At 72.3% G+C, this 23,676-nt stretch carries 19 protein-coding genes and 1 pseudogene; 5 read left to right on the forward strand and 15 right to left on the reverse strand.

Annotated features, from left to right (window positions below; all coding sequences use genetic code 11):
* Positions 1-55: 55 nt before the first annotated feature.
* The 8 genes and pseudogenes from QQX09_RS12740 to QQX09_RS12775 form a co-directional block, all read right to left on the reverse strand.
* A complete protein-coding gene (locus QQX09_RS12740) occupies positions 56-1,339 on the reverse strand; it encodes a glutamate-5-semialdehyde dehydrogenase (protein WP_301135364.1) in 1,284 nt (427 codons plus the stop codon).
* Between the two features lie 84 nt (positions 1,340-1,423).
* Positions 1,424-4,183, reverse strand: coding sequence for a cation-translocating P-type ATPase (locus QQX09_RS12745; protein WP_301135366.1), 2,760 nt, complete (start codon positions 4,181-4,183; stop codon positions 1,424-1,426).
* Between the two features lie 176 nt (positions 4,184-4,359).
* Positions 4,360-5,475 carry a glutamate 5-kinase gene (gene proB / locus QQX09_RS12750; RefSeq protein ID WP_301135368.1) on the reverse strand — a complete coding sequence of 372 codons (1,116 nt, stop codon included), beginning with the start codon at positions 5,473-5,475 and terminating at the stop codon, positions 4,360-4,362.
* A 34-nt stretch (positions 5,476-5,509) separates the two neighbouring features.
* The gene (obgE, locus tag QQX09_RS12755; protein WP_301135370.1) at positions 5,510-7,036 is read right to left on the reverse strand and encodes a GTPase ObgE; all 1,527 of its coding nucleotides are present in this window, start codon (positions 7,034-7,036) and stop codon (positions 5,510-5,512) included.
* Positions 7,037-7,168: 132 nt separating this feature from the next.
* Entirely contained in the window at positions 7,169-7,420 is a 252-nt protein-coding gene (gene rpmA, locus QQX09_RS12760) for a 50S ribosomal protein L27 (RefSeq protein ID WP_062466776.1), read from the reverse strand.
* A gap of 14 nt (positions 7,421-7,434) precedes the next feature.
* Positions 7,435-7,743: a 50S ribosomal protein L21 gene (rplU, locus tag QQX09_RS12765; RefSeq protein ID WP_301135374.1), complete on the reverse strand. Its 309-nt coding sequence runs from the start codon at positions 7,741-7,743 to the stop codon at positions 7,435-7,437.
* 407 nt (positions 7,744-8,150) lie between these two features.
* On the reverse strand, positions 8,151-8,633 hold the full coding sequence (locus QQX09_RS12770; protein WP_301135376.1) for a hypothetical protein: 483 nt from the start codon (positions 8,631-8,633) through the stop codon (positions 8,151-8,153).
* Positions 8,630-11,149: pseudogene (locus QQX09_RS12775) on the reverse strand (Rne/Rng family ribonuclease); the annotation flags it as partial. The gene QQX09_RS12770 and the pseudogene QQX09_RS12775, both read right to left, overlap by 4 nt.
* 435 nt (positions 11,150-11,584) lie before the next feature.
* Between QQX09_RS12775 and QQX09_RS12780 the strand changes: the two are divergent.
* The 5 genes from QQX09_RS12780 to QQX09_RS12800 are packed head-to-tail and all read left to right on the forward strand — an operon-like array spanning position 11,585 to position 18,958.
* Positions 11,585-13,060: a cytochrome ubiquinol oxidase subunit I gene (locus QQX09_RS12780; RefSeq protein WP_301135379.1), complete on the forward strand. Its 1,476-nt coding sequence runs from the start codon at positions 11,585-11,587 to the stop codon at positions 13,058-13,060.
* Positions 13,061-13,073: 13 nt separating this feature from the next.
* Positions 13,074-14,099 (forward strand): cytochrome d ubiquinol oxidase subunit II, encoded by a 1,026-nt coding sequence (cydB, locus tag QQX09_RS12785; protein ID WP_301135381.1) that lies wholly within the window; start codon positions 13,074-13,076, stop codon positions 14,097-14,099.
* A gap of 8 nt (positions 14,100-14,107) precedes the next feature.
* Positions 14,108-15,700 (forward strand): ABC transporter ATP-binding protein/permease, encoded by a 1,593-nt coding sequence (locus tag QQX09_RS12790; protein ID WP_301135382.1) that lies wholly within the window; start codon positions 14,108-14,110, stop codon positions 15,698-15,700.
* Positions 15,697-17,340, forward strand: coding sequence for a thiol reductant ABC exporter subunit CydC (gene cydC / locus QQX09_RS12795; protein WP_301135384.1), 1,644 nt, complete (start codon positions 15,697-15,699; stop codon positions 17,338-17,340). The genes QQX09_RS12790 and cydC overlap by 4 nt, the downstream gene beginning before the upstream one ends.
* 25 nt (positions 17,341-17,365) lie before the next feature.
* Positions 17,366-18,958 carry a GAF domain-containing sensor histidine kinase gene (locus QQX09_RS12800; protein WP_301135386.1) on the forward strand — a complete coding sequence of 531 codons (1,593 nt, stop codon included), beginning with the start codon at positions 17,366-17,368 and terminating at the stop codon, positions 18,956-18,958.
* 146 nt (positions 18,959-19,104) lie between these two features.
* On the opposite strand, the gene QQX09_RS12805 is transcribed toward QQX09_RS12800, so the two are convergent.
* The 7 genes from QQX09_RS12805 to rsmD form a co-directional block, all read right to left on the reverse strand.
* The gene (locus tag QQX09_RS12805) at positions 19,105-19,722 is read right to left on the reverse strand and encodes a response regulator (RefSeq protein WP_062299823.1); all 618 of its coding nucleotides are present in this window, start codon (positions 19,720-19,722) and stop codon (positions 19,105-19,107) included.
* A 21-nt stretch (positions 19,723-19,743) separates the two neighbouring features.
* Positions 19,744-20,673, reverse strand: a complete 930-nt coding sequence (gene mutM, locus QQX09_RS12810) for a bifunctional DNA-formamidopyrimidine glycosylase/DNA-(apurinic or apyrimidinic site) lyase (RefSeq protein ID WP_301135390.1) — start codon at positions 20,671-20,673, stop codon at positions 19,744-19,746.
* A 25-nt stretch (positions 20,674-20,698) separates the two neighbouring features.
* Positions 20,699-21,403, reverse strand: a complete 705-nt coding sequence (gene rnc / locus QQX09_RS12815; RefSeq protein ID WP_436969073.1) for a ribonuclease III — start codon at positions 21,401-21,403, stop codon at positions 20,699-20,701.
* A gap of 22 nt (positions 21,404-21,425) precedes the next feature.
* Positions 21,426-21,620 carry a 50S ribosomal protein L32 gene (gene rpmF, locus QQX09_RS12820; RefSeq protein WP_042216516.1) on the reverse strand — a complete coding sequence of 65 codons (195 nt, stop codon included), beginning with the start codon at positions 21,618-21,620 and terminating at the stop codon, positions 21,426-21,428.
* Between the two features lie 2 nt (positions 21,621-21,622).
* Positions 21,623-22,027, reverse strand: a complete 405-nt coding sequence (locus tag QQX09_RS12825; RefSeq protein WP_367307566.1) for a YceD family protein — start codon at positions 22,025-22,027, stop codon at positions 21,623-21,625.
* A 559-nt stretch (positions 22,028-22,586) separates the two neighbouring features.
* Positions 22,587-23,075: a pantetheine-phosphate adenylyltransferase gene (gene coaD, locus QQX09_RS12830; protein WP_301135398.1), complete on the reverse strand. Its 489-nt coding sequence runs from the start codon at positions 23,073-23,075 to the stop codon at positions 22,587-22,589.
* Positions 23,072-23,665 carry a 16S rRNA (guanine(966)-N(2))-methyltransferase RsmD gene (gene rsmD / locus QQX09_RS12835; RefSeq protein WP_301135401.1) on the reverse strand — a complete coding sequence of 198 codons (594 nt, stop codon included), beginning with the start codon at positions 23,663-23,665 and terminating at the stop codon, positions 23,072-23,074. The genes coaD and rsmD overlap by 4 nt, the downstream gene beginning before the upstream one ends.
* Positions 23,666-23,676: the final 11 nt, after the last annotated feature.

Below are 23,676 nucleotides of genomic sequence, written 5' to 3' on the forward strand. Positions count from 1 at the left end.
CTCCTGATGTTGTCTCCCGCGATTATGGCACCGCCGGGGACGATGCGGGGACGGCTCAGCCGCGGATGTGGCCCTCGCCGTACGCGACCCACGTCGTCGTGGTGAGCTCGCCCAGCCCCATCGGGCCGCGAGCATGCAGCTTCTGCGTGGAGATCCCGATCTCCGCGCCGAGGCCGAACTCGCCGCCGTCGGTGAACCGGGTCGACGCGTTCACCATGACAGCGGCGGAGTCGATGTGGGCCACGAAGTGCTGCGCCGCGTCGATGTCGTTGGTGACGATCGCCTCGGTGTGGCCCGTCGAGTAGCGCGCGATGTGCGCGATCGCCTCGTCCATCGAGTCGACGACCTTGACCGCGAGGTCGAGCGACAGGTACTCGGTCGCCCAGTCCTCCTCGGTCGCCGCGACGGTGGGGACGTTGGCCGGCGCGAGGTCGGCCGCCGCATCGTCCGCGTGGATGGTCACGCCCGCCTCGTGGAGCTGCTCGAGGATCACCGGAAGGTAGTCGGCCGCGTCCTTGTGGACCAGCAGCGTCTCCGCCGCGTTGCACACGCCCACGCGGTGGGTCTTGGAGTTGAGCACGATCGCCGCCGCACGGTCGAGCGGCGCGGACGCGTCGAGGTAGACGTGGCAGTTGCCCTCGCCGGTCTCGATCGCGGGCACCGTGGACTCGCGCACCACGGTCTGGATGAGGTCGCGGCCACCGCGCGGCACGAGGACGTCGACCAGCCCGCGGGCGTTCATGAGGACGCGCGCGCCCTCGCGCCCGTACGCGTCGATCGACTGCACCGCGTCGCGCGGCAGGCCCACCCCCTCGAGCGCGTCCTGGAGGACCTCGACGATGACCTCGTTCGAGCTCGCCGCCGCCGATCCGCCGCGCAGCACCGCGGCGTTGCCGGACTTCAGCGACAGGCCCGCGGCGTCGACCGTGACGTTGGGTCGCGCCTCGTAGATCATGCCGACCACGCCCATCGGCACGGCCTTCTGGATGAGGCGGATGCCGTTGGGCAGCGTCGAGCCGCGCTTGACCTCCCCCACGGGGTCGGGCAGCGTCGCGACGTAGCGCAGCGCCTCGGCGATCGTCGCGATCCGCCCCTCGTCGAGCGCGAGGCGGTCGAGCAGGCCCGGGCTCATGCCGTTCGCGCGGCCGCGCTCGAGGTCCTTCGCGTTGGCCTCGACGATGCGCGCGCCCTGGGCGACCAGCGCATCGGCCATGGCGTGGAGCGCATCGTTCTTGACGGTCGTCGTGGCGGTCGCGAGCGCGCGCGAGGCGAGCTTGGCGCGACGGCAGGCCTCGAGGACGGCGGACTCGACATCGGTGGGGATCGCGGTCTCGGTCATGGCACTCGAGTCTAGGAGCCTCGAGGGTGCCTGCCCAGGGGTGGCTGGCACCTTCCCCCTGCCGCCGGGGGACGATGCGGGGGCTCAGCGGCCCCGGGCGGGCGCCACCGCCTCGGCGACGGTCGGCGCGACGGCCGGAGCGACGGCCGCCTGGCGACGTCGGCGGACCGCCTTGTCGACCTCGACGACGACCATCACCGCGAGGGTGAGGCCGAGGCAGGCCAGCCACTCCCAGCCGGTGAGGGACGACGTGTCGAGCCATCGCTGGAGGAAGTCCAGCTCGGTGGCGAGGACGATGAAGGCGATCGGCCACAGCAGCATCCGGGGGCCGCGTCCCCACGGCCCGGTGAGCCCGGTCTCGGGGTCGCGGCGCAGCTGCAGCCCGGTCGTCAGCGTGCCGAGCGCGACGATGACGAAGGCCATCGTCATGGGCTGCGAGGCCTCGTCGGGCGAGAGCTCGTCGCTGCCGACGAGCAGGGGCACGAGGGCGGCGAGGAACAGCGCGCCGCCGTAGACGAGCCAGCGCCCCACGTTGCGCGGCGACGCGATGCCCGCCGACGGGTCGCGGGGCGGCCGCTGCATGAGGCCCGGCGGCTCGGGCTCGAAGATGATGACGAGCACCGAGAAGATCGCGACCGCGAAGTTGAGGACGAGGACCATGACCGGGGTGAGCGCGACACCCTCGTTGAGGTTGATGAGGCTCGCGACCACGAACAGCAGCAGCAGGGCGATCAGCTGCGACAGCTGGAAGGTGAGGTACGAGGTGATCTTCGCGTAGACGACCCGCCCGAGCTTGACCGCCCCAACGAGCGTCGCGAAGTTGTCGTCGGTGAGGACCAGCTTCGCGGCCTGCTTGGTGACCTCGGAGCCCGACCCCATCGCCACCCCGATGTCGGCCTGCTTGATCGCCGCCGCATCGTTCACCGCGTCGCCCGTCATGGCGACCACCTCGCCGCGCGCCTGCAGGCGCTGGACGAGCCGGAGCTTGTCCTGAGGCGTGACGCGTCCGAACACCGACAGGTCGTCGAGCCTCGCGTCTACCTCGTCGTCGCTGAGGGCGGCGAACTGGGCGCCCGACAGCCCCTCCCCCGGCAGGTCCAGCTCGCGCCCGATGGCGGAGGCGGTCACCACGTGGTCGCCGGTGATCATCCGGACGTCGATGCCGGCGGCGTGCGCCTCGTCCACCGCGACCTTCGCCTCGGGACGCAGCGGGTCGACGATGCCGACCACGGCGACGAATCCCAGCTCGCTCACCGCCGCCATGGGATCCGCGAGGACCGCCGCCTCCTCGGCGACCTCGAAGACCCGCAGCGCGAGCGCGAGCGTCCTCAGCCCCTGCGACGAGCGGTGCTCGATCTCGGCGGTGACGTCGTCCGCGAGCTGCGCGACCGGCACGGAGTCCCGCGTCGGCAGGTAGGCGTGCGACGAGCGCGCGAGCAGCACGTCGGGGGCACCCTTGACCACCGCGACGAGCCGCCGCTCCCCCTGCCACTCCACGTGGTGGAACGTGGCCATGAACTTGTAGTCCGAGTCGAACGGCACCTCGGCCTCGCGCGGGAAGCGCCGCTGCGCCTCGGGCACGTCGACGCCGAGCTTCTGCGCGAGCACCACGAAGGCCGCCTCGGTCGGGTCGCCCACGACCACCCCGTCCGCGCTGACCGTCGCATCGTTCGGCAGCGCGAGGGCGTAGGCGATCGGGGCGCCCAGCGGGATCTCGTCGCCCTGCGTGCGCCGCACCCGGCCCTCGAACGAGTACCCCGAGCCGTCGACCGTGAAGGTCTCGCCGCCCACCCACACGCTGCGCGCCATCATCTGGTTCATCGTGAGCGTGCCGGTCTTGTCCGAGCAGATCGCGCTGGTCGCGCCCAGCGTCTCCACGTCGTTGAGGGACGCGACCACCGCCTTGGCCTCCGCGAGCCGCGAGGCGCCCCACGACAGCAGGCCCTGGACGAACGTGGGCAGGCCCGTCGGGATCGCGGAGATCGCGACGGCGGTGCCGAGGAACATGAGGTCGGAGAACGACTGCCCGCGCGTGATGCCGAGGCCGACGATGAGCACCACCGCGCCCCACGCCACCGCGCCGATGATACGGGTGAGCGCGGACAGCTCGCGCTGCAGCGGCGACTTCACGCGCTCGACCGTCGACAGCATCGTCGCGATCGCGCCCATCTCGGTCGCCATGCCGGTGGCGACCACGAGAGCGGTGGCGGTGCCGCGCGTCACGGACGTGTTCTGGAAGAGCATCGCGGTGCGGTCGCCCAGCGCCGTCTCGGGGTCGGGCAGCGCCGCCGCGTTCTTCTCGATCGGCGCGCTCTCGCCCGTGAGCGCCGACTCCTGCGTCTCCAGCGTGCTCGCGCGGACGATGCGCGCGTCGGCGGGGACGATGTCGCCCGCCTCGAGCTCGATGACGTCGCCCGGGACCAGCTCGGGCGCGGGGATCGCCGCCACGGCGCCGTCGCGGCGGACGCGCACCTGCGGCACCTGCATCGTCGCGAGGGCGTCGACGCTCGCCTGCGCCTTGCGCTCCTGGCTCGCGCCGGACCACACGTTGAAGACCACGAGGAGGCCCACCATGATCGCGGTCGACACCTCGCCGATCGCGGCCGAGATCACGGTCACCGCGATGAGCATGAGGTTCATGGGGTCCGCGAGCTGGCGCAGCGCGAGCTGCCACAGGGTCGCGGCCTGCGCCGCCGTCAGCTCGTTCGGACCGTAGCTCGAGTAGCGTTCGCTCGCCTCGACGGCGGTGAGTCCGTCGAGCCCGACGCCCAGCTCCGTCGCCGCGTCCGCGGGCTCCATGGACCACCACGCCGTCGCTGTCCGCTCGGCCGATTCCGTGCTCATACCAGGCCCCCTGTCTCGCTCCCTCGAGTCTAGGGACGGGTGCGACGGCGCGCACGGGGAGCCCGCGCGACCGCGATTCCCAATGACATGGGTGCAAGAAGTGACGCGTGGGACCGGTGTGACGGCTCCGAGCTCACCAAGGATTCACATGCGTCACATGTGTGATGGGGAACCGACTACAGGACCACCAGGTGGTCGATGTGGATGAGCTCGCGCGCGTACGCGTCGCCCAGCACCTCGCCCAGCGCCTCGGTCGACAGCCCCTTCATGCGGTCGGCCTCCTCGGAGGAGAAGCCCGCGAAGCCGCGCGCGACCAGCGAGCCGTCCCGCGCCACGAGGTCGACGGGCTCCCCCGCCTCGAAGTCGCCGCGGATCTCGACCACGCCGGCCGCGAGCAGCGAGGCCTGCCGGCCGCGCAGCGCGCGCACCGCGCCGTCGTCGAGCACGATGCCGCCGCGGGTCTTCGCGGCGTCGGCGAGCCACTGCAGGCGGGTCGTCTCGGGCTTGCCCGTGGGGAGGAACAGCGTGCCGACGTCCTCGCCCGCGACCGCCCGCTCCGCATCGTGCGCCGAGGCGAGGACCACGTGGACACCGGAGTTCGTGGCGAGCGACGCGGCCTCGATCTTGGTGATCATGCCGCCCGTGCCGACGGCGGAGCCGCGTCGGGAGATGTCGATGCCGTGGAGGTCGTCGGGCCCGTGCACCTCGACGATGCGACGCGCGCCCGGGGTGTCGGGCGCGGCCGTGTAGAGCGCGTCGACGTCGGTGAGCAGCACGAGCGCGTCCGCGCGCACGGCCGTGGCGACGAGCGCGGCGAGGCGGTCGTTGTCGCCGAAGCGGATCTCGTCGGTCGCGACCGTGTCGTTCTCGTTGATGAGGGGCACGACGCCGAGCGCCAGCAGCGACTCGAGCGCGCGGCGCGCGTTGCCGTAGTGGGCGCGGCGGACCATGTCGTCCGCGGTGAGCAGCACCTGGCCCACCGTGAGCCCGTAGCGCGCGAACGCGACGGTGTAGGCGTGGACGAGCTTGCCCTGGCCCACCGAGGCGGCGGCCTGCTGCAGCTCGAGGTTCGTGGGGCGCGCCACCAGCCGGAGGGGCCCGATGCCCGCGGCGATCGACCCGGACGTCACGAGCAGGACCTCGCGGCCGTCGGTGCGCGCCGCTCCCAGCACGTCGACGAGCGCGCCGAGACGTCCCTCGTCGAGCTGACCGTCGGGTCCCGTGAGCGACGACGACCCGACCTTGACGACGATGCGCCGTGCCTGCGCCACGACCGCGCGCGCCTCGCTCACATGACCTCCCGGGGGACGGATACCTGCGAGAAGGCTACTCGTCGTCCTTGGACGGATCGGTCCAGTGGCCCGCATCGCGCTCGGTCCACAGCTCCTCGCGGGCCGCGGCGCGGGCGTCCATGGTCTCCTTGTGCTCCTGGCGCTTCTCCGCGCGGGTGGCGCGGTGGTGGCGCTCGTGCTGCTCGATGCGCAGGTCCGACCCGCGCTGGCCGAGCAGCTCGGCGCCTGCCATCATCGTGGGCTCCCAGTCGAAGATGATGCCGCCCTGGCGCGGGCCGATGACGACCTCGCAGCCGGGCGTCGCGCCGGCCTTGAACAGCCTCTCCTCGACGCCGGCCTTGGCGAGGCGGTCGGCGAGGTAGCCCACGGCCTCGTCGTTGGCGAAGTTGGTCTGCTTGACCCAGCGCTCCACCTTGGTGCCGCGCACCTGGTAGTAGTCCTCCGCGCCGTCGCGCACGTGGGTGACGGTGAAGCCGGACTCGTCGACGGCCTTGGGGCGGATGACGATGGGCGCCTTCTCGAGGACCGGCACCTTGGCGCGCTCCTCGTCGACCATCTTCGCGAGCGCGAAGCCGAGCTCGCGCAGGCCCTCGTGGCTGACCGCGCTCACCTCGAAGATGGGCATGCCGCGCTCCTCGAGGTCGGGGCGCACGATCTCCGCGAGGTCGCGGCCGTCGGGCACGTCGATCTTGTTGAGGATGACGATCTGCGGGCGCTCGGCGAGCGGGACGCCGCTGATGGCCTCGTCGCCGGAGTAGGCGCGCAGCTCCTTCGAGATGATGTCGAGGTCGCGCAACGGGTCGCGGTCGCTCTCGAGGGTCGCCGTGTCGAGCACGTGCGCGATGACCGAGCAGCGCTCGATGTGGCGCAGGAAGTCGTGGCCCAGGCCCTTGCCCTCGGAGGCGCCCTCGATGAGGCCGGGCACGTCCGCGATGGTGAACTTGGTGCCGCCCGCCTCGACGACGCCGAGGTTCGGCACGAGCGTGGTGAACGGGTAGTCCGCGATCTTGGGGCGCACGCGGCTCATCGCGGCGATGATCGAGGACTTGCCCGCGCTGGGGAAGCCCACGAGCGCGACGTCCGCGATGGACTTGAGCTCGAGCACGACGGAGGCCTCGTCGCCGGGCTCGCCCAGCAGCGCGAAGCCCGGGGCCTTGCGCTTCTGGGTCGCGAGGGCCGCGTTGCCGAGGCCGCCGCGTCCGCCCTGGGCGATGACCAGCTCCGCGCCGTCGCCGACGAGGTCCGCGAGGAACTCGCCCTCGCGCGTCTTGACGATGGTGCCGTTGGGCACGCCCAGGCGCAGGTCGGCGGCGTTGGCGCCGTGGCGCAGGTCGCCCGCGCCCTGCTTGCCGTTCTCCGCGGTGCGGTGCGGCGCGTGGTGGTAGTCCAGCAGCGTGGTGACCTGCGGGTCGACCACGAGGACGACGGAGCCGCCGCGGCCGCCGTTGCCGCCGTCAGGACCGCCGAGCGGCTTGAACTTCTCGCGGTGGACGGAGGCGACGCCGTGGCCGCCGTTGCCCGCCGTGACGTGAAGCGTCACGCGGTCGACGAACGATGCCATGGGTGCCTCCTGAAGGCGGCCGTGCCGGACGATGCGCGGGATCCGCTCCCCCGCATCGTCCCCAGCCTAGATATGAGTCAGGGGCGTCGCCTCGCGGCGCCGCCCCTGACTGGAAAACCTGTGTACGAGTGCTTACGCCTCGACGATGTCGACGACCTTGCGGCCACGACGCTGAGCGAACTGGACCGAACCGGCGGCCAGCGCGAACAGGGTGTCGTCCTTGCCGCGGCCGACGTTGTTGCCGGGGTGGAAGTGGGTGCCACGCTGACGGACGATGATCTCGCCCGCGTTGACGACCTCGCCGCCGAAGCGCTTCACGCCCAGGTACTGGGGGTTCGAGTCGCGACCGTTGCGCGAGGAGCTCGCGCCCTTCTTGTGTGCCATGAGTGTCTCCTCGCTTACTTGATGCCGGTGACCTTGAGGCGCGTGAGGTCCTGGCGGTGACCAATGCGCTTGCGGTAACCAGTCTTGTTCTTGTACTTGAGGATGGTGATCTTCGGGCCGCGCTCGTCGCGCACGACCTCGGCGGTCACCTTGACCTTGGCCAGCGACTTCGCGTCGGCGGTCACCTTGTCACCATCGACGAGCAGCACCGGGGCGAGCTCGACGGTCGAACCGGCGTCGGCCTTCAGACGGTCAACGACGACGATGTCGCCAACGGAGACCTTCTCCTGGCGGCCACCGGCCTTCACAATCGCGTACACCATGATCTATTCCTCGTGAAACTCGTTGTTGTACCCCGCGAGGGGGTCAGATTCCTGCCGCAGCCGCTCCCGATGAGGGCGCAGGCAGGGCCTCAGCGCTCGGCGCGCCGACGTACAAATGTACCCGCTCGACCCGTCTCGGGTCAAACCGGGAGCGTCGCGCACCCCTCCCCTCCCGACAGTGCGCACGGACGCGGCCGCGACACGCCGAAGGAACGGGGTACCTGAAGGATCCTACCCGGCGTGGCGGGCCGGATTCCGTGCCTGCTGTCCCGGGTGGACGATGCGGCGCGGGCACCTGTCCACGCGCGTGAGGCGCTGCTCCACACGAGGACCCCGATGTGAACGTCACCATGAGCGGATCGGGACGGTCGCGGTGGGGCCCGCGTGGACAGGTCACCGGGAGGCGGCTAGACCCGGGCGCGCGCCTCGATGGCGGCGCCCCAGCGGGCCATCTGGGCGGCGAGCTGGCGCTCGAACGACCGGGCGGTGCGGGGCTCGAGGGCGCGCTGGAGCAGCCGGCTGAGCGGGTCGCGCAGCGACAGCTCGGCGCGCACGTGCCACGCGACCCCGGTGAGCCCGTCGGCGCCGCGCCTGGGCTCGACGAGGGTCGTGGAGGTCTGGACGAGCGCCCCGTCGCGCGCCTCGCTGCGGACCACGACGGGATCCGCGGACACGAGCGTCGAGACGTTGCGCTGCCGGAGGATCCCCGCCCTCACCACCGTCGTCCACGTGTGAGGGAACCCGGGCACCGACTCGATGAGGTCGCGGACCTCGTGGCCGGCCGCGCTCCCGGACCACGCGACGTCGAGGGAGGCCGCACGGATCTCGTCCGGAGACGCGTCGAGGCGCGCCGCATGGCGCGCGTCGAACACGAACTGCTGTCGCGTCACCCCTGCTCGGAGTCCTCGCGCGGTGCCTCCTCGGCGGCCGGAGCGCCGTCCGTCGCGGGCTCCTCGTCCGCGCCCGGCTCGGGCAGCACGATCGGCACGTCGATGACCTTCTCGGCGTCGCCGGCGTCGGTCACGACCTCGTCGTGGTCGTCGTGGTGGTGCGCCTTCTCGGCGGCCGCGGCGATCGAGGCCAACGTCGCCTTGACGGCGGCGCGGGCCTCCTCACGGTCGTCGAGCGCGTGGGTCTCTCCCTGCACCGGGGTGTGCGCGTGCGCGTCCTTCTCGGGCTCGGGCTTGTCCTGCTTCTCCTGCTGCGGCTTCTGCTGCTGCTGGTTCTGCTGGTTCTGGCCCTTGTTCTGCTGGCCACCTCGCGAGCCGCGCGAGCGGCGGTTCTCGGGCTGCTTCTCGCTCGCCTCGGCCACGGGCTCGCCGTGGACCAGGAAGCCGCGGCCCTTGCAGTGCTCACAGGTCTCGGAGAACGCCTCGACCAGGCCCTGGCCCACGCGCTTGCGGGTCATCTGCACCAGACCCAGCGACGTGACCTCGGCCACCTGGTGCTTGGTGCGGTCGCGGCCCAGGCACTCGATGAGGCGGCGCAGCACGCGGTCGCGGTTCGCCTCGAGCAGCATGTCGACGAAGTCGATCACGATGATGCCGCCGATGTCGCGCAGGCGGAGCTGGCGGACGATCTCCTCGGCGGCCTCGAGGTTGTTGAGCGTCATCGTCTCCTCGAGCGTGCCGCCCTTGCCGACGAACTTGCCCGTGTTGACGTCGATGACCGTCATCGCCTCGGTGCGGTCGATGACGAGCGAGCCTCCCGAGGGCAGCCAGACCTTGCGGTCCATGCCCTTCGCGAGCTGCTCGTCGATGCGGGACTCCGCGAACACGTCGCGGTCGCCCGTGAACTTGTGCAGGCGCGCCATGAGGTCCGGAGCGACCTGGCCGACGTACATGGACAGCGAGTTCCACGTGTCGTCGCCCTGGATGGTGAGCGAGTCGAAGTCCTCGTTGAAGATGTCGCGGACCACGCGGATCGCCATGTCGGGCTCGCCGCGCAGCAGCTTCGGCGCCTTGGTGCCGGGCTTCGACTCGTCGAGGATGGTCTGCCACTGGCGCTTGAGACGCTCGACGTCGGCGCGCAGCTCGTCCTCCGAGGCGCCCTCGGCCGCGGTGCGGACGATCACGCCGGCGTCGGAGGGGATGACCTCGCGGAGCAGCTTCTTGAGACGGTTGCGCTCGGTGTCGGGCAGCTTGCGGCTGATGCCGGTGACGCCGCCGCCGGGCACGTAGACGAGGAAGCGGCCCGCGAGCGAGATCTGCGAGGTGACGCGTGCGCCCTTGTGGCCGATCGGGTCCTTGGTGACCTGCACCATGACCGTGTCGCCCGGCTTGAGCGCGAGCTCGATGCGCTTGGCCTTGCCCTCGAGGCCCGCGGCGTCCCAGTTGACCTCGCCGGCGTACAGCACGGCGTTGCGGCCGCGGCCGATATCGACGAACGCGGCCTCCATGCCGGGCAGGACGTTCTGGACGCGGCCCAGGTAGACGTTGCCCGCCATCGACTGCTGGGCCTGGTGCGAGACGTAGTGCTCGACCAGCACATCGTCCTCGAGCACGGCGATCTGGACCCGGCCGTCCTTCTCGCGCACCACCATCGAGCGCTTGACGGACTCGCGGCGGGCGAGGAACTCCGCCTCGGAGATCACGGGGCGGCGGCGCTGGCCGTCGCGGGAGTCGCGGCGGCGCTGGCGCTTGGCCTGCAGGCGGGTCGAGCCCTGGAGCTGGTCGTCGCCGGAGGACGACGACGAGCCGGACGACGAGGACGAGCGCGAGCCGCGGCTGCGGCTGCGGCGGCGACGGCGCGAGCCGCCCTCGCCCTCGGAGTCGTCGGAGGAGTCGTCGTCGGACGATGCGTCGGACGGGGTCTCGCCCTCGTCCTTGGCGGCACCCTCGTCGGACGATGCGTCGGCCTCGGCGCCCTCGGCGCCGTCCGTGCCGTCGGTGGACTTCTTCTTGCCGCGTCCACGGCCGCCGCGGCGGCGGCGCCGGCGCGGCGAGCCGCCCTCGGAGTCGTCGCCGTCAGGCTCGCCGGACTGGTCGGCGCCCTCGGCGGGAGCGGCGTCGTCGGCCGCGGGCTCGTCGGCGCGGCCGTCCGAGGCGGCGCGACGGCGCTGCCTCGACGCGGGCTTGGTGCCCTCGCCGTCCTTCGGCTCGGCGTCCTGCTTCTGCTCGGCGGCAGCGTCGGCCTTGGGCTCGGCGTCCGCGGCCTTCTTGGCCTTCTTCTTGGCGCCCGAGCCCTTGCCGCCGGAGCGCTTGGCCTTGGGCGCCTCGTCGACGGAACGGTCCTCGGCGGGCGCCGCGGGCGCCTCCGGGGCGGAGAAGGGGGATGCGGGCGGCGGGGTCGCGGACGCCGGCGGACCGGCGGGCGCGGAGGCGCGGCGCGAGCGGGTGGGCTCGGGCGCCTGGAAGATGGGGGCGGAGACGGTGCTCTCGGGTGCTGCGGTGCTTTCCTCGCTCAAGGCGGGTACCTCGAATCGGGACCGCCCACACGCGGTCCCGACCTCATCGTCGTTCGCGGCTCACGATCCGTGGCCACGGAAGTCTGCTGGTCGCGGCGGACAGCGGCGATCTCGAGCGCCCATCCCCGTTTTCTCCGCTCGTGGCCTGTAGGCCTGCGGGATCGGTCGGGACTGGCAGCTGCGTCCTCGCTGCGTCTGTCGCGCGGTGGGCGTCCGGTGTGGCTGGGCGCCTGACCTATGGGACATTGTGTCACAGCGCAGGCCGAAACCCCGAAACCATGCGCCCGCCAGGCGCGTCGCGGACCGTCGAGGCGCCCCGACGACGGCGCTGGTCCGATGCCGTTCCGTGACCTCGGCGGGGACCTAGGTCCTGGTGCGCGAAAACGCGCGCCCGAGTAGGTTTTGCGCTTAGAACACCTAGGAGGTCCCCGTCCCATGGAAGCTCTCGAGCTTGCACGGTGGCAGTTCGGCATCACCACCGTCTACCACTTCGTCCTCGTCCCCCTCACGATCGGCCTGTCGGTCCTCGTCGCGATCATGCAGACCGCATGGGTCCGCACCGGCAACGAGAAGTGGCTCCGCCTCACGAAGTTCTACGGCAAGCTGCTGCTCATCAACTTCGCGCTCGGCGTCGCGACCGGCATCGTGCAGGAGTTCCAGTTCGGCATGAACTGGTCCGAGTACTCGCGCTTCGTCGGCGACGTGTTCGGCGCGCCGCTGGCGATGGAGGCGCTGCTCGCCTTCTTCCTCGAGTCGACCTTCCTCGGCCTGTGGATCTTCGGCTGGGACCGGCTTCCCAAGAAGCTGCACCTGCTCACGGTGTGGGCGTTCGCGATCGGCTCGACGCTGTCCGCGTACTTCATCATCGCCGCGAACTCGTGGATGCAGCACCCCGTGGGCGCGGAGTACAACGCCGAGACCGGGCGCGCCGAGATGACCGACATCGGCGCCGTGCTGACGAACAACACCACGCTCGTCGCGTTCCCGCACGTCATCGCGACCGCCTTCCTGGTCGCGGGCACGTTCGTGGCCGGCATCGCCGTGTACTGGATGGTCCGCAGGCACCGCGAGGACGCCGGCCACAAGGACCTCGGCATGTACCGCACCGCCGCCCGCTTCGGCGCCGGCGTGATGATCCTCTCGGGCATCGCCGTCATCATCACCGGCGACCTGCAGGCGAAGCTCATGTTCGAGCAGCAGCCCATCAAGATGGCCGCCGCCGAGGGCCTCGTCGAGACCGAGCAGCCCGCACCCTTCTCGCTGCTCGCGATCGGCAACCTCGCGGGCGACGACCCCGCATCGGTCCAGCACCTCATCGAGATCCCCGGCCTGCTGTCCTACATGGCGACCGGCGACTGGAACGCCGAGATCGAGGGCCTCGAGGAGCTGCAGGAGCAGTACGCCGAGCGCTACGGCGCCACCACGCCCGACGGCGAGGAGATCGAGTACCGCCCCAACCTGGCGGTCACGTACTGGTCATTCCGCCTGATGATCGGGCTCGCGGCGTTCTCCGCCGCGCTCGCGCTCGGCATCCTGTGGTTCACGCGCAAGAAGCGGACCGAGATGCCGGGCTGGATGAAGACGCTCGCGGTCGTGTCGCTGCCGATGCCGTACCTCGCGGCGAGCTTCGGCTGGATCTTCACGGAGATGGGCCGCCAGCCGTTCGTGGTCGCGCCGAACCCGACCGGGTCCGACCAGATCATGCTGATGACGATGTTCGGCTACTCGACGTCGGTCAGCGCCGGCGAGGTGCTCACCTCCATGATCGTCTTCACGATCGTCTACGCCGTGCTCGGCGTGTTCTGGTTCCGCCTCATCCAGCGCTACGCGGTCGAGGGCGCTCCGGTGGTCGAGGAGCCCGTGGTCCGCAAGGACGACGACCAGTCCACGCCGCTGTCCTTCGCGTACTAAGGAGTCCCCGCTCATGGATCTCGCACTCGTCTGGTTCATCCTCATCGCGGTCCTGTGGACCGGCTACCTGGTCCTCGAGGGCTTCGACTTCGGCGTCGGCATGCTCATGCCGATCATCGGCCGGTCGAACAAGGGGCGCCGCGTGGTGCTCAACACCATCGGCCCTGTGTGGGACGGCAACGAGGTGTGGCTGCTCACCGCGGGCGGCGCCACCTTCGCCGCCTTCCCCGAGTGGTACGCCACGATGTTCTCCGGCTTCTACCTGCCGCTGCTGCTCATCCTGCTCGCGCTGATCGTCCGCGCGGTCGCGATCGAGTACCGCGGCAAGATCAACGACGAGACGTGGCGCTCGCGCTGGGACTACGTCATCATCGGCTCGGCCTGGGTCCCCGCGATCCTGTGGGGCGTCGCGTTCGCCAACCTGGTCCGTGGCGTCAACCTCGACGCCGACCACCAGTACGTGGGCAACTTCTTCGACCTGCTCAGCCCGTTCGCGCTCCTCGGCGGCGCGGTGACGCTCGCGCTGTTCCTCTCGCACGGCGCGATCTTCCTGTCGCTCAAGACCGACGGCGAGATCCGCGAGCGTGCCGAGGCCTTCGCCCGCAAGGCCTCCCTCGCGACGGTCGCGGTGGCCGGCGTGTGGGCCGTGTGGGCGCAGCTCGCCTACTCGCGCAACACGTGGACCTGGGCGGCCGTCGCGCTCGCCGCGGTCGCGCTGGTCGGGGCGTGGTTCTCGACGCTCAAGGGCCGCTTCGGCTGGGCGTTCATCGCCAACGCCGTCGCGATCGTCGGCGCCGTGGTGCTGATCTTCGGCGCGATGTACCCCAACGTCATGCCCGCGATCAACGACCCGGCGAACTCGCTCACCATCGACAACGCGTCCTCCACCGACTACACGCTCACCGTGATGACGTGGGTCGCGGTCATCATGACCCCGATCGTCCTCGCGTACCAGGCGTGGACGTACTGGGTGTTCCGCAAGCGCCTGTCGATCGAGCACATCCCGGAGCACAACGAGCTCACCTTCTCGAAGGGCTGACCGCCTCGATGAAGCCTCTCGATCCGCGGCTCGTCCGCCGGATCGGCCCGGCCCGCCGCCACATCCTCGTGACGGCGGGCCTGGGCTTTGTCACGGCCCTGCTCATCCTCGTGCAGGCCCTGGTCATCGCCCGCCTCCTCGCGCCGATCCTCTCCCCCGTCCCCCTCGCCGACGACGGCCTCCACTGGTGGGGCCGCATCGTCCCCGAGGGCGCCCGCACGCTCGCGACGGGCCTCGCCGTCCTCGCCGCCGTCGTGCTCGCCCGTACCGCGGTCGCGTGGCTGCAGGAGCGCCTCGCGCACCGCGCGGGCGTCCGCGTCATCTCGCAGCTGCGCGAGATGGTCGTCGACCACGTCGCGACGCGCGGACCGCGATGGTCCGCAGGCGGCCGCACCGCCGAGGTCGCGACGCTCGTCACCCGCGGCCTCGACGACCTCCTCCCCTACTTCGTGCGCTACCTGCCGCAGCTGGCCCTCGCGGTGACGGTGACGCCGGTCATGCTGGTCGTGGTGCTCGGCCTGGACTGGCTCTCCGCGGTCATCGTGTTCGCGACGCTGCCGCTCGTGCCGGTGTTCATGATCCTCGTCGGCCTGGTCACGCAGGAGCGGTCCGCGCGCCACCTCGCGGCGATGCAGCGCCTCGGCGCGCGCACGCTGGACCTCATCGAGGGCCTCCCCACGCTCAAGGCGCTGGGTCGCGAGCGCGGTCCCGCGGCGCGCGTGCGCGAGCTCGGCGACGCGCAGCGGCGCGCCACGATGGGCTCGCTGCGCGTCGCGTTCCTGTCCGGCATGGTGCTCGAGCTGCTCACGACCCTGGCCGTCGCGATCGTCGCCGTCACCATGGGCTTCCGGCTCATCGCCGGGGAGATCGGCATCGAGACCGCGCTCGCGGTGCTCGTCCTCGCACCCGAGGTCTACCTGCCGCTGCGCAACGTCGGCACGCACTTCCACGCCTCCGCCGACGGCCTCGCCGCCGCGGACGCCGCCTTCACCCTGCTCGACGAGGAGGACCCGGCGCGGGCGCGCCGACCGCTCGGCACGGCCCCCGACGCGCGCGGCCGCGTGCTCGAGGTGTCCGGCCTCGCGGTGGCCACTCCCGACGGCACGCGTCTCGCTCCCGCCGCGCTGAGCTTCGCCGCGGCCCCCGGAGCGATCACGGCGCTGCGGGGCCCCAACGGCGAGGGCAAGTCGACGGCGCTGCTCGCGCTCACGGGCCTGCTCGCGCCCGATGCGGGCACCGTCGCCGTGGGCGGCACCGCCGTGCTGAGGGACGATGCGGCGGTCGACGAGGCGTCCTGGCTCGCCCAGGTCGCGTGGGTGCCGCAGCGGCCCGACCTCGGGCCCGCGGGCCGCACCCTGTCGCTCGGGCAGCGCCAGCGGCGCGCCCTGGCGCGGGCCTTCGAGTCCGGCCGCCCGCTGATCCTGCTGGACGAGCCCACGTCCCACCTCGACCGTGCGTCGCGGGCCGACGTGATCGCCGGGATGCGCGCGCTCGCCGAGGCGGGCGCGACGGTCGTCGTGGCGACCCACGAGGCCGAGGTGCTCGCGGCCGCCGATGCGGTGGTCGAGGTCACCGCGGCGCGCGCGGAGGCGGCGTCATGACCCGCCGCACGTCCGACCTCTCCCTGCTGCGCGAGGCGATCCGCGACACCGGCGTGAGCCGGTGGGCGATCACCCGCGCGATCCTCGCGGGCACCATGGCGCTCGGCTCCGCGGTCGGGCTCGCGGCCGTCGCCGCGTGGCTCATCGCCAAGGCCGCGCAGATGCCCTCGCCCGCGGACGTCGCCCTCGCGGCGACCATCGTCCGCTTCTTCGGCATCTCCCGCGGGCTCTTCCGCTACCTCGAGCGGCTCGCGTCGCACGATGCGGCGCTGCGCGGCGTGGTGACGCTCCGCGAGCGCGCCTACGACCGCCTCGCGCGCTCGGGCGCCCGCACGGTGCTGGGCCTGCGCCGCGGCGACATCGTCGCGCGCATGGGCGCCGACCTCGACGCGATCGGCGACGCGGTGGTGCGCGCGATCGTCCCGCTCGGGGTCGCCGCGACGGTGTCCGCGATCTCGGTCGCGATCGTCGCGATCCTGCTACCGACCGCGGGCCTCGCGCTGGCCGTGTGCCTCGTGCTCGCGGGCGTGGTGCCGGCCGTGCTCACCGCCCGCTCGGCGCGCATCGCCGCGGTGGCGGGCGCGCGGGCGCACGCCGAGGTGTCCGCTGCCGCGCTGTCCGCCATGGACGGTGCGACCGAGCACCGCGTGTGGGGCACGCTCGACGACGCGGCCGGCGCGCTGCGGGACGCCGACCGGGACGCCGAGCACGCCCACGAGCTGGCGGCGCGGCCCGCCGCGTGGGCCGCGGGCTTCCAGGCGCTGTTCTCCGGTGTCGCGCTCGTGGCGCTGGTCGCGCTCGGCGTGCTCGCGGTGCGGTCCGGCGACCTCGACGGCCCGTCCGCCGCGGTGGTCGCGCTGCTCCCGCTCGCGGCCTTCGAGGCGGTGGGCGCGGTGCCCGCCGCGATCATGCAGTACTTCCGCTCGGCGGCGGCGGCGCGCCGCCTCGCCGAGCTCGTCGACGAGCCCGGCGAGGACCCGGCGACGGCGCCGCGGGAGGCACCCGCCGCATCGTCCCTCGCGCTCGACGCCCTCAGCGTCGCCTGGCCCGGGATGACCCCCACCCCGCCGGTGAGCGCGCGCGTCGCGCCCGGTCAGGTGCTGGCGGTCGTGGGCCGCTCCGGGGTGGGCAAGACCACGCTGCTCACCACCATCGCGGGCGCCCTGGCGCCCGCCTCCGGCGACGTGACGCTCGACGGGCGGCCCTCCTCCCCCGCCGACACCGGCACGGTGGTGGCGATGACCGCGGAGGACGCGCACGTGTTCGGCACCACGGTCCTCGAGAACCTGCGCGTGGCTCGCGGCGACGTCACCGAGGCCGAGGCATGGGACGCGCTCGCGCTCGTCGGGCTCGACGCCTGGGTGCGCGGGCTGCCCGACGGGCTGCACACCGAGCTGGGCGCCGGCGGACGGTCGGTCTCGGGCGGCGAGCGCCGCCGCCTGCTGCTCGCGCGGGCGGGCCTCGCGCCCGCGCCGGTCGCGCTGGTGGACGAGCCCGCGGAGCACCTCGACGACGCCGGCGCGGACGCGCTGCGGGCGTTCGTGTCACGGATGCGGGCGGAGGGCCGTACCGTGGTGCTCGTCACCCACGACCTGTCGCTCCTCGACCTTGCGGACTCGGTGGTGAGCCTCGATGACTGAACCTGCCCCCCGGAAGGAGTCGCGCTTGTCGGACGCGATGACCGACGCGATCGTCTCGCTCAACCAGGAGCTGGACCTCGCGCACACGCTCGACATGTTCCTCACCGCGCTGATCGACCAGACCGGCGCGAAGTACGCCGCGATCAACGTGCTCGACGAGGAGGGCATCAGCGTCGAGTTCCACTACAAGGGCATCCCGTCCGGCGTGTGGGAGCACATCCAGCGCGCGCCCAACGCCGTCGGCGTGCTCGGTCAGATCCCCGACGAGGGCACCCTCGTCCTCGCGGACCTCACGCAGCATCCGGCCTTCCAGGGCATGCCGAAGCACCACCCGCCCATGGGCTCGTTCCTCGGGACCTCGCTCAAGGTGCGCGGCAGCGTGTTCGGCTACCTCTACCTCGCGAGCAAGCCCGGCGAGTTCACGGCCGAGGACGAGGCCTCGGTCGAGGCCCTGGCCGCCGCCGCATCGGTCGCGATCGACAACGCGCAGCTGTACGAGAAGGCGCTCGCGCGCGAGCGCTGGCTGACCGCGTCGCAGGACATCACCACCGCGCTCCTCGCGGACCCGGGCGACGAGGAGGTCTTCGAGACCATCGTGGAGTCCGCGAAGGACCTCGCGGGCGCGGTCAACGCCGCGCTCGTGCTGCCCGGCGTCGACGGCAGCTGGACCATGGAGATCACGTCAGGGCCGCGCGCGGGCGAGCTGCTCGGCCTCGAGCTGCCGGCCGAGGGGCGCGCGATCGAGGTGATCCGCTCCGGTCGGGGCGTGACGTCCACGGAGCCGCCCGGGTCGATCGTGCTCGACGCCGTGCAGTCCTTCGGGCCCACGATGTACGCGCCGCTGAGCGCCGAGCACCGCCCGGTGGGTCTGCTCATGCTGTGGCGCGATCGCGGCATGGCGTCGTTCACCGCGGAGGACCTCGAGATCGCGCAGCGCTTCGCGACGCAGGCGGCCATGGCGCTGTCCGTCGCCGAGCTGTCGCATGTGAAGAGCAAGACGACGCTGCTCGAGGAGCGTCAGCGCCTCGCGGACGACCTTCACGACTTCGTGTCGCAGGAGCTGTTCGCGACGGCGATGCAGCTCGAGTCCGTCTCGCACGACGTCGAGCCGCGCATCGCGACGCGGCTCATGCGCACGCTCGACCACGTCAAGCGCGCGCAGCACGAGGTGCGGGGCGTCATGAGCTCGCTCGCGGGCCAGCGCACGTCCGAGCCGATCTCGGAGCGCATCCGCCGCGAGATCGTCATGGCCACCGACTCGATGGGCTTCGCGCCGCGCGTCAAGGTCGACTGGGCGGAGGTGTCGCACGCGATCGCGGGCGAGCCGTCCCTGTCGGACGACGTGGTCGCGGTGGTCCGCGAGATGCTCTCGAACGTGGCCCGCCACGCGGAGGCCACCTCGGTCTACATGGAGATCTCGGGCGCCGAGGGGCGCCTCGTGGTGTCGGTCGTCGACGACGGCATCGGCCCCGTCGGCGCGACCAACCGCCACTCCGGCACGTCGAACCTCGCGAACCGCGCGCTGCGCCGCAACGGCACCTTCACGCTCGCGCCGTCGCGGCCCGGCGCGTCACGCCCCGGCACGTACGCCGAGTGGAACGTCGAGGGCCAGGGGTAGCCGCCCGCTGTTCGCCTCTCCACACAGAGGTGCCCGGATCCGCAGGGATCCGGGCATGTCCTCGTTCACATCGGGGTCTCGTGTGGAGCAGTGCACCGCTCGCGTGGAGGGGTACCCGGCGCGGGGCGGCTGTGGGCCGCCGCAGGCTAGCCGCGGAAGGAGTGCGCGCGCTTGGCGGTCGCCCACGCGACCACCTGGGTGCGGCGCTGGAGGCCCATCTTCGCGAGCACGCTCGTGACGTGGTTCTTGACCGTCTTCTCGGCGATGCCGAGCTTCTCGGCGATCTCGCGGTTCGCGAGGCCCGCGCCGACGAGGTCGAGCACCCGGCGCTCCATCGGCGTGAGGCGGGCGACCACGTCGTCCTCGTGCACGGAGATGTGCTGGCCGTGCTCCCGACCGCTCGCGGCGTCGCGGACGGCCTTGAGGACCTCGTGCGAGTCGGCGGTCTTGGCGAGGAACACGTCGGCACCGGCGTTGCGGGCCGCGGCACGCGCCTCGTCGTCGTCGTAGCTGGTGAGCACCACGATGTGGGTCTCGGGCAGCTTGGCGCGCACGTGGTTGATCACGTCGAGGCCGGTGCCGTCGGGAAGGCGCAGGTCAGACAGGATCACCTGGGGTCGGACTGCCTCCGCGCGGCGGACCGCCTGCGCGACCGTCGACGCCTCGGCGACGACGGCGATGCCGTCCGCCCGCTCGAGGATGTCGCAGATGCCACGACGCACGACCTCGTGGTCGTCGAGAACCAGCACGGTGATGTCAGACATAAGCAGAATGCTACCCCGGTCCTAGGACCCGGGACCCTTGCGACGCGCGCTCCACCGGCGCTGGCAGCGGGGGCACCAGTGGGTCGAGCGCCCGCCGATCGTCTCGCGGCGCAGCGGTGAGCCGCAGCGGGTGCACGGCTCGCCCGCGCGCCCGTACGCCTCGAGCGAGCGCGAGAAGTAGCCGGACTCGCCGTTGACGTTGACGTACAGCGCGTCGAAGGACGTGCCGCCCTGGGCGAGCGCCCGGGACATCACCTCCCGACCGGCGTCCAGCAGCGTGCGGGCGGACGATGCGGTGACGGCGTGGGCGGGACGCTCGGGGTGGACGCGGGCGAGCCACAGGGCCTCGTCGGCGTAGATGTTGCCCAGCCCGCTCACCACGGTCTGGTCGAGCAGCACCTGCTTGATCCCTCGGGCGCCGCGCCGCAGGGCCCGGGCGGCCGCCGCATCGTCCAGCGCCGGGTCGAGGGCGTCGCGGCCGATGTGCGCGACCGAGGCCGGCAGGACCGGCAGCGGCGTGCCCTCTCCCCCGGGGCCGCCGTCGGGCGCGGCGACGAGCGGCTCGACGTGCAGGTAGCCGAACGTGCGCTGGTCGAGGAAGTCGAGGGTGAGCGCGGGTGCGGCGAGGGTGAGGCGCGCGCGGCAGTGACGGTGCGGCTCGGGGACATCCGTGTGGACGCGGAACTGGCCCGACATGCCCAGGTGCGCGGACAGCGCGAGGAGGGGCGCATCGTCCCCCTGCTCGGGGGCGAGCTCGGCCCACAGGAACTTGCCGCGGCGGACCCAGCGCGACAGCACGAGACCCTCGGTCTCCGCGGAGAACTCCGCGGGCCCGCCGGGCAGGAGGCGCACGCACGAGTCGCGCAGGACGTCGGCGCGTGCGATGCGGGCGCCGGTGACGAGCGACGCGAGTCCGCGGCGGACCGTCTCGACCTCGGGAAGCTCAGGCAACGGCGTGCTCGGGTGACGGCGGGCGTCAGGCGTCGGTGAGGACCGCGTACGCCTCGGCCGCGGCATCCTGCTCGGCGTGCTTCTTCGCGGTGCCGGTGCCGGAGCCCTTGGGCTCGCCCGCGATGAGGACGGTGGCGGTGAAGCGGCGCGCGTGGTCGGGGCCCTCGCCCGTGACCTCGTAGACGGGGCTGCCGAGGCCGCGCTCGGCGCAGGCCTCCTGGAGCGACGTCTTCCAGTCGAGCGCGACGCCGGAGGTCGCGGCGGCCTCGAGGCTGGGGCCGACCAGGCGGAGCACCACCTCGCGGGCGGTGTCGATGCCGTGCGTGAGGTAGACGGCGCCGAGGATCGCCTCGAAGGCGTCGCAGAGAATCGAGTCCTTGTCGTTTCCGCCGGTGGCCTTCTCGCCCTTGCCCAGCAGGATGCAGGGGCCGAGGCCGATGTCGCGCGCGACCACCGCGAGGGCCCGCTGCGAGACGCAGGCGGCCCGCATCTTCGCGAGCTCGCCCTCGGGGAGGTCGGGGTGCGCGTGGTAGAGGCGGTCCGTCACGACGATGCCGAGGACGGAGTCTCCCAGGAACTCCAAACGCTCGTTCGTCGGGAGGCCTCCGGCCTCGTAGGCGAACGAGCGGTGGGTGAGCGCGAGCACCAGCAGGTCGGGGTCCACGTGGACACCCAACCTGCTGATCAGGGCGTCAGCTGCCTGCTGCCCTGGAATGCTCATGCTCGTCATTCACGCCGTGAGGCGTGGTGCCTCAGCCAGCGTGCTCGGTGCGCAGCGCCTCGACGTACTGGCGCCCGTTGTAGGCACCGCACGACGGGCACGCGGTGTGCTGCAGCTTGTCGGCCTTGCACTGGGGGCACGTCGAAAGGTTGGCAGCGGTCGTCTTCCACTGCGAGCGACGTGCACGCGTGTTGCTGCGCGACATCTTGCGCTTCGGAACAGCCACGGCTAACTCTCTTTCTCGTCGGTCAAACTCTTGAGTGCGGCCCACCTCGGGTCCAGCACCTCGTGCGCGTGATCCGGGTCGTCCGCGAGGCGTGCTCCGCACTGGTCGCACAGCCCCGGGCAGTCCGGGTCACACAGCGGCGTGAACGGGAGGTTCGTCACCACCGCGTCTCGCACCACCTCTTCGAGCTCGAGGTTCTCACCGTCGAACTCGAAGACGTCCTCCGAGTCCTCGTCCTCGCCCGCGGTACGCGAGTCGGGGTACTCGAACAGTCCTTGGACCGGGGCGGCAACCTGCTGCCGCACCTCGTCCAGGCACCGTCCGCACTCCCCGATCGCCGTCCCGTGGACGGTTCCGGAGACCCAGATGCCCTCCTGCACGGATTCGAGGCTCAGCTCGAGCCTCACCTCCGCGCCCTCGGGCACTGCGATCAGATCGGTGCCGAGGACCGCGGGGGCCGGGAAGACCTCGGAGACAAGCCTCTGCGCACCCGGGCGCCGCACGATGTCTCGAACAGAGAAGGTGTACGGCGAGGGAGCAGGGCGTGAAGTGTGAGCCACACGCGCCTCCTGGTCGTTCCGGTCCGCGGGGACCTCGGCCCGCGCCTGTCGGCAGGGCCAGCCCACAACTGTACGCGATGCGGGCGGATTCGGCCAACTCGTCGAGCGGACCGAGGCTCCATTCTCGCACGCGCGTGAGGGCGGGCGTCGCCTGGCCGCACCACCGCCGCCTGCGGTGCCCCACCCTCACCGCCTGCGGTGCCCCACCCTCACCGCCTGCCGTGCCCCACGCTCACCGCCTGCTTCCGGGGAAGTGAGCGACGGTTTCAGGCGGTCTCCGACTTCTGCGGGGAGCTGGTGGACGGCACCGTCCGCGAGCTCCCCGTGGGAGTCGAGGACTCCTCAGGACCGCCGCTCAGCTCCCCGAAGCGCCAACGACCGGCGTCGATCCTGGTCGCGGCGTCTCTCAGCGGGCGCGCTCGGCCGCCAGCGCCGCCGCGACCGCGTCCACGACGCCGTCCGGCACGTAGCGGCCGATCGAGCCGCCGTGGCGCGCGACGTCGCGCACCAGCGACGAGGCGACGTGGCTGAGCGCGTTGTCGCCCGTGATGAAGACCGTCTCGATGCCGGTGAGCGACCGGTTCATGAGCGCCATGGGCCGCTCGTAGTCGTAGTCGGCTCCGCCGCGCAGGCCCTTGACGATCACGCCGGCACCGATCCCCTTGCAGAAGTCGACGAGCAGCCCCTCGACCGGGACCACCTCGACCCCGTCGAGCGGCTGCGTGGCCCGCTTGGCGAGCGCGACGCGCGTCTCCAGGTCGAGCAGCGGCGTCTTGGTGGAGTTGTGGGCGACGGCGATGACGACCTTCGAGAACATCGAGCGGGCCCTCGTGGCGATGTCGACGTGCCCCCAGGTCATCGGGTCGAAGGAACCGGGGAAGACTGCCGTTGTCATGGCTCGACGCTACCGCCGTCGGCATCGTCGGCCAACTCCGGCGCCGCGCGCCGCGCGTAGTGGATCGCGGTCTCGCCGTAGGCCTTGGAGGCGACCGGGACGAGCGACGCGGGCCAGGGCGCCGCTCCGGCCCGCGAGGCCCACTCGAGGACCGCGACGCCGTCCGGTGCGAGGCGCTCCCCCACCCCCGCGAGGACCGCGGCGAGCTCGGACGGCGCGATGTCGTACGGCGGGTCGAGCAGGATCACGTCCCACGGCTCGTCGCCGCGCGACAGGAAGGGGCGCACGCGCTCCTTGACGACCCGCGCATCGGCCCCCGCCGAGAGGTCGCGTGCGTTCGACCGCAGCACGCCGACGGCGCGCGCGTCGGCCTCCACGAGCGTCGCGTGGGCCGCCCCGCGGCTGAGCGCCTCGAACCCGAGCGCGCCCGAGCCCGCGAACAGGTCGAGCACGCGCGCGCCGCGCAGGTGGTCGCCGTGGTCGAGGCGGCTGAACACCGCCTCGCGGACGCGGTCGGTCGTGGGGCGGGTGCCGCGGGGCGGCACCGCGAGGCGGCGACCTCCCCAGCGGCCCGCGATGATCCTGGTCACGCCCCCAGCCT

The organism is Demequina litoralis (genome assembly GCF_030418455.1).
Taxonomy (GTDB): Bacteria; Actinomycetota; Actinomycetes; order Actinomycetales; family Demequinaceae; genus Demequina; species Demequina litoralis.

What these genes read in the sequence shown, in the direction of transcription:
- QQX09_RS12740 (WP_301135364.1), bottom strand. Translation starts at nt 1,339, where the DNA reads ATGACCGAGACCGCGATCCCCACCGATGTCGAGTCCGCCGTCCTCGAG.
- QQX09_RS12745 (WP_301135366.1), bottom strand. Translation starts at nt 4,183, where the DNA reads ATGAGCACGGAATCGGCCGAGCGGACAGCGACGGCGTGGTGGTCCATG.
- obgE (WP_301135370.1), bottom strand. Translation starts at nt 7,036, where the DNA reads ATGGCATCGTTCGTCGACCGCGTGACGCTTCACGTCACGGCGGGCAAC.
- rpmA (WP_062466776.1), bottom strand. Translation starts at nt 7,420, where the DNA reads ATGGCACACAAGAAGGGCGCGAGCTCCTCGCGCAACGGTCGCGACTCG.
- rplU (WP_301135374.1), bottom strand. Translation starts at nt 7,743, where the DNA reads ATGGTGTACGCGATTGTGAAGGCCGGTGGCCGCCAGGAGAAGGTCTCC.
- QQX09_RS12780 (WP_301135379.1), top strand. Translation starts at nt 11,585, where the DNA reads ATGGAAGCTCTCGAGCTTGCACGGTGGCAGTTCGGCATCACCACCGTC.
- cydB (WP_301135381.1), top strand. Translation starts at nt 13,074, where the DNA reads ATGGATCTCGCACTCGTCTGGTTCATCCTCATCGCGGTCCTGTGGACC.
- QQX09_RS12790 (WP_301135382.1), top strand. Translation starts at nt 14,108, where the DNA reads ATGAAGCCTCTCGATCCGCGGCTCGTCCGCCGGATCGGCCCGGCCCGC.
- cydC (WP_301135384.1), top strand. Translation starts at nt 15,697, where the DNA reads ATGACCCGCCGCACGTCCGACCTCTCCCTGCTGCGCGAGGCGATCCGC.
- QQX09_RS12805 (WP_062299823.1), bottom strand. Translation starts at nt 19,722, where the DNA reads ATGTCTGACATCACCGTGCTGGTTCTCGACGACCACGAGGTCGTGCGT.
- rnc (WP_436969073.1), bottom strand. Translation starts at nt 21,403, where the DNA reads ATGACGAGCATGAGCATTCCAGGGCAGCAGGCAGCTGACGCCCTGATC.
- coaD (WP_301135398.1), bottom strand. Translation starts at nt 23,075, where the DNA reads ATGACAACGGCAGTCTTCCCCGGTTCCTTCGACCCGATGACCTGGGGG.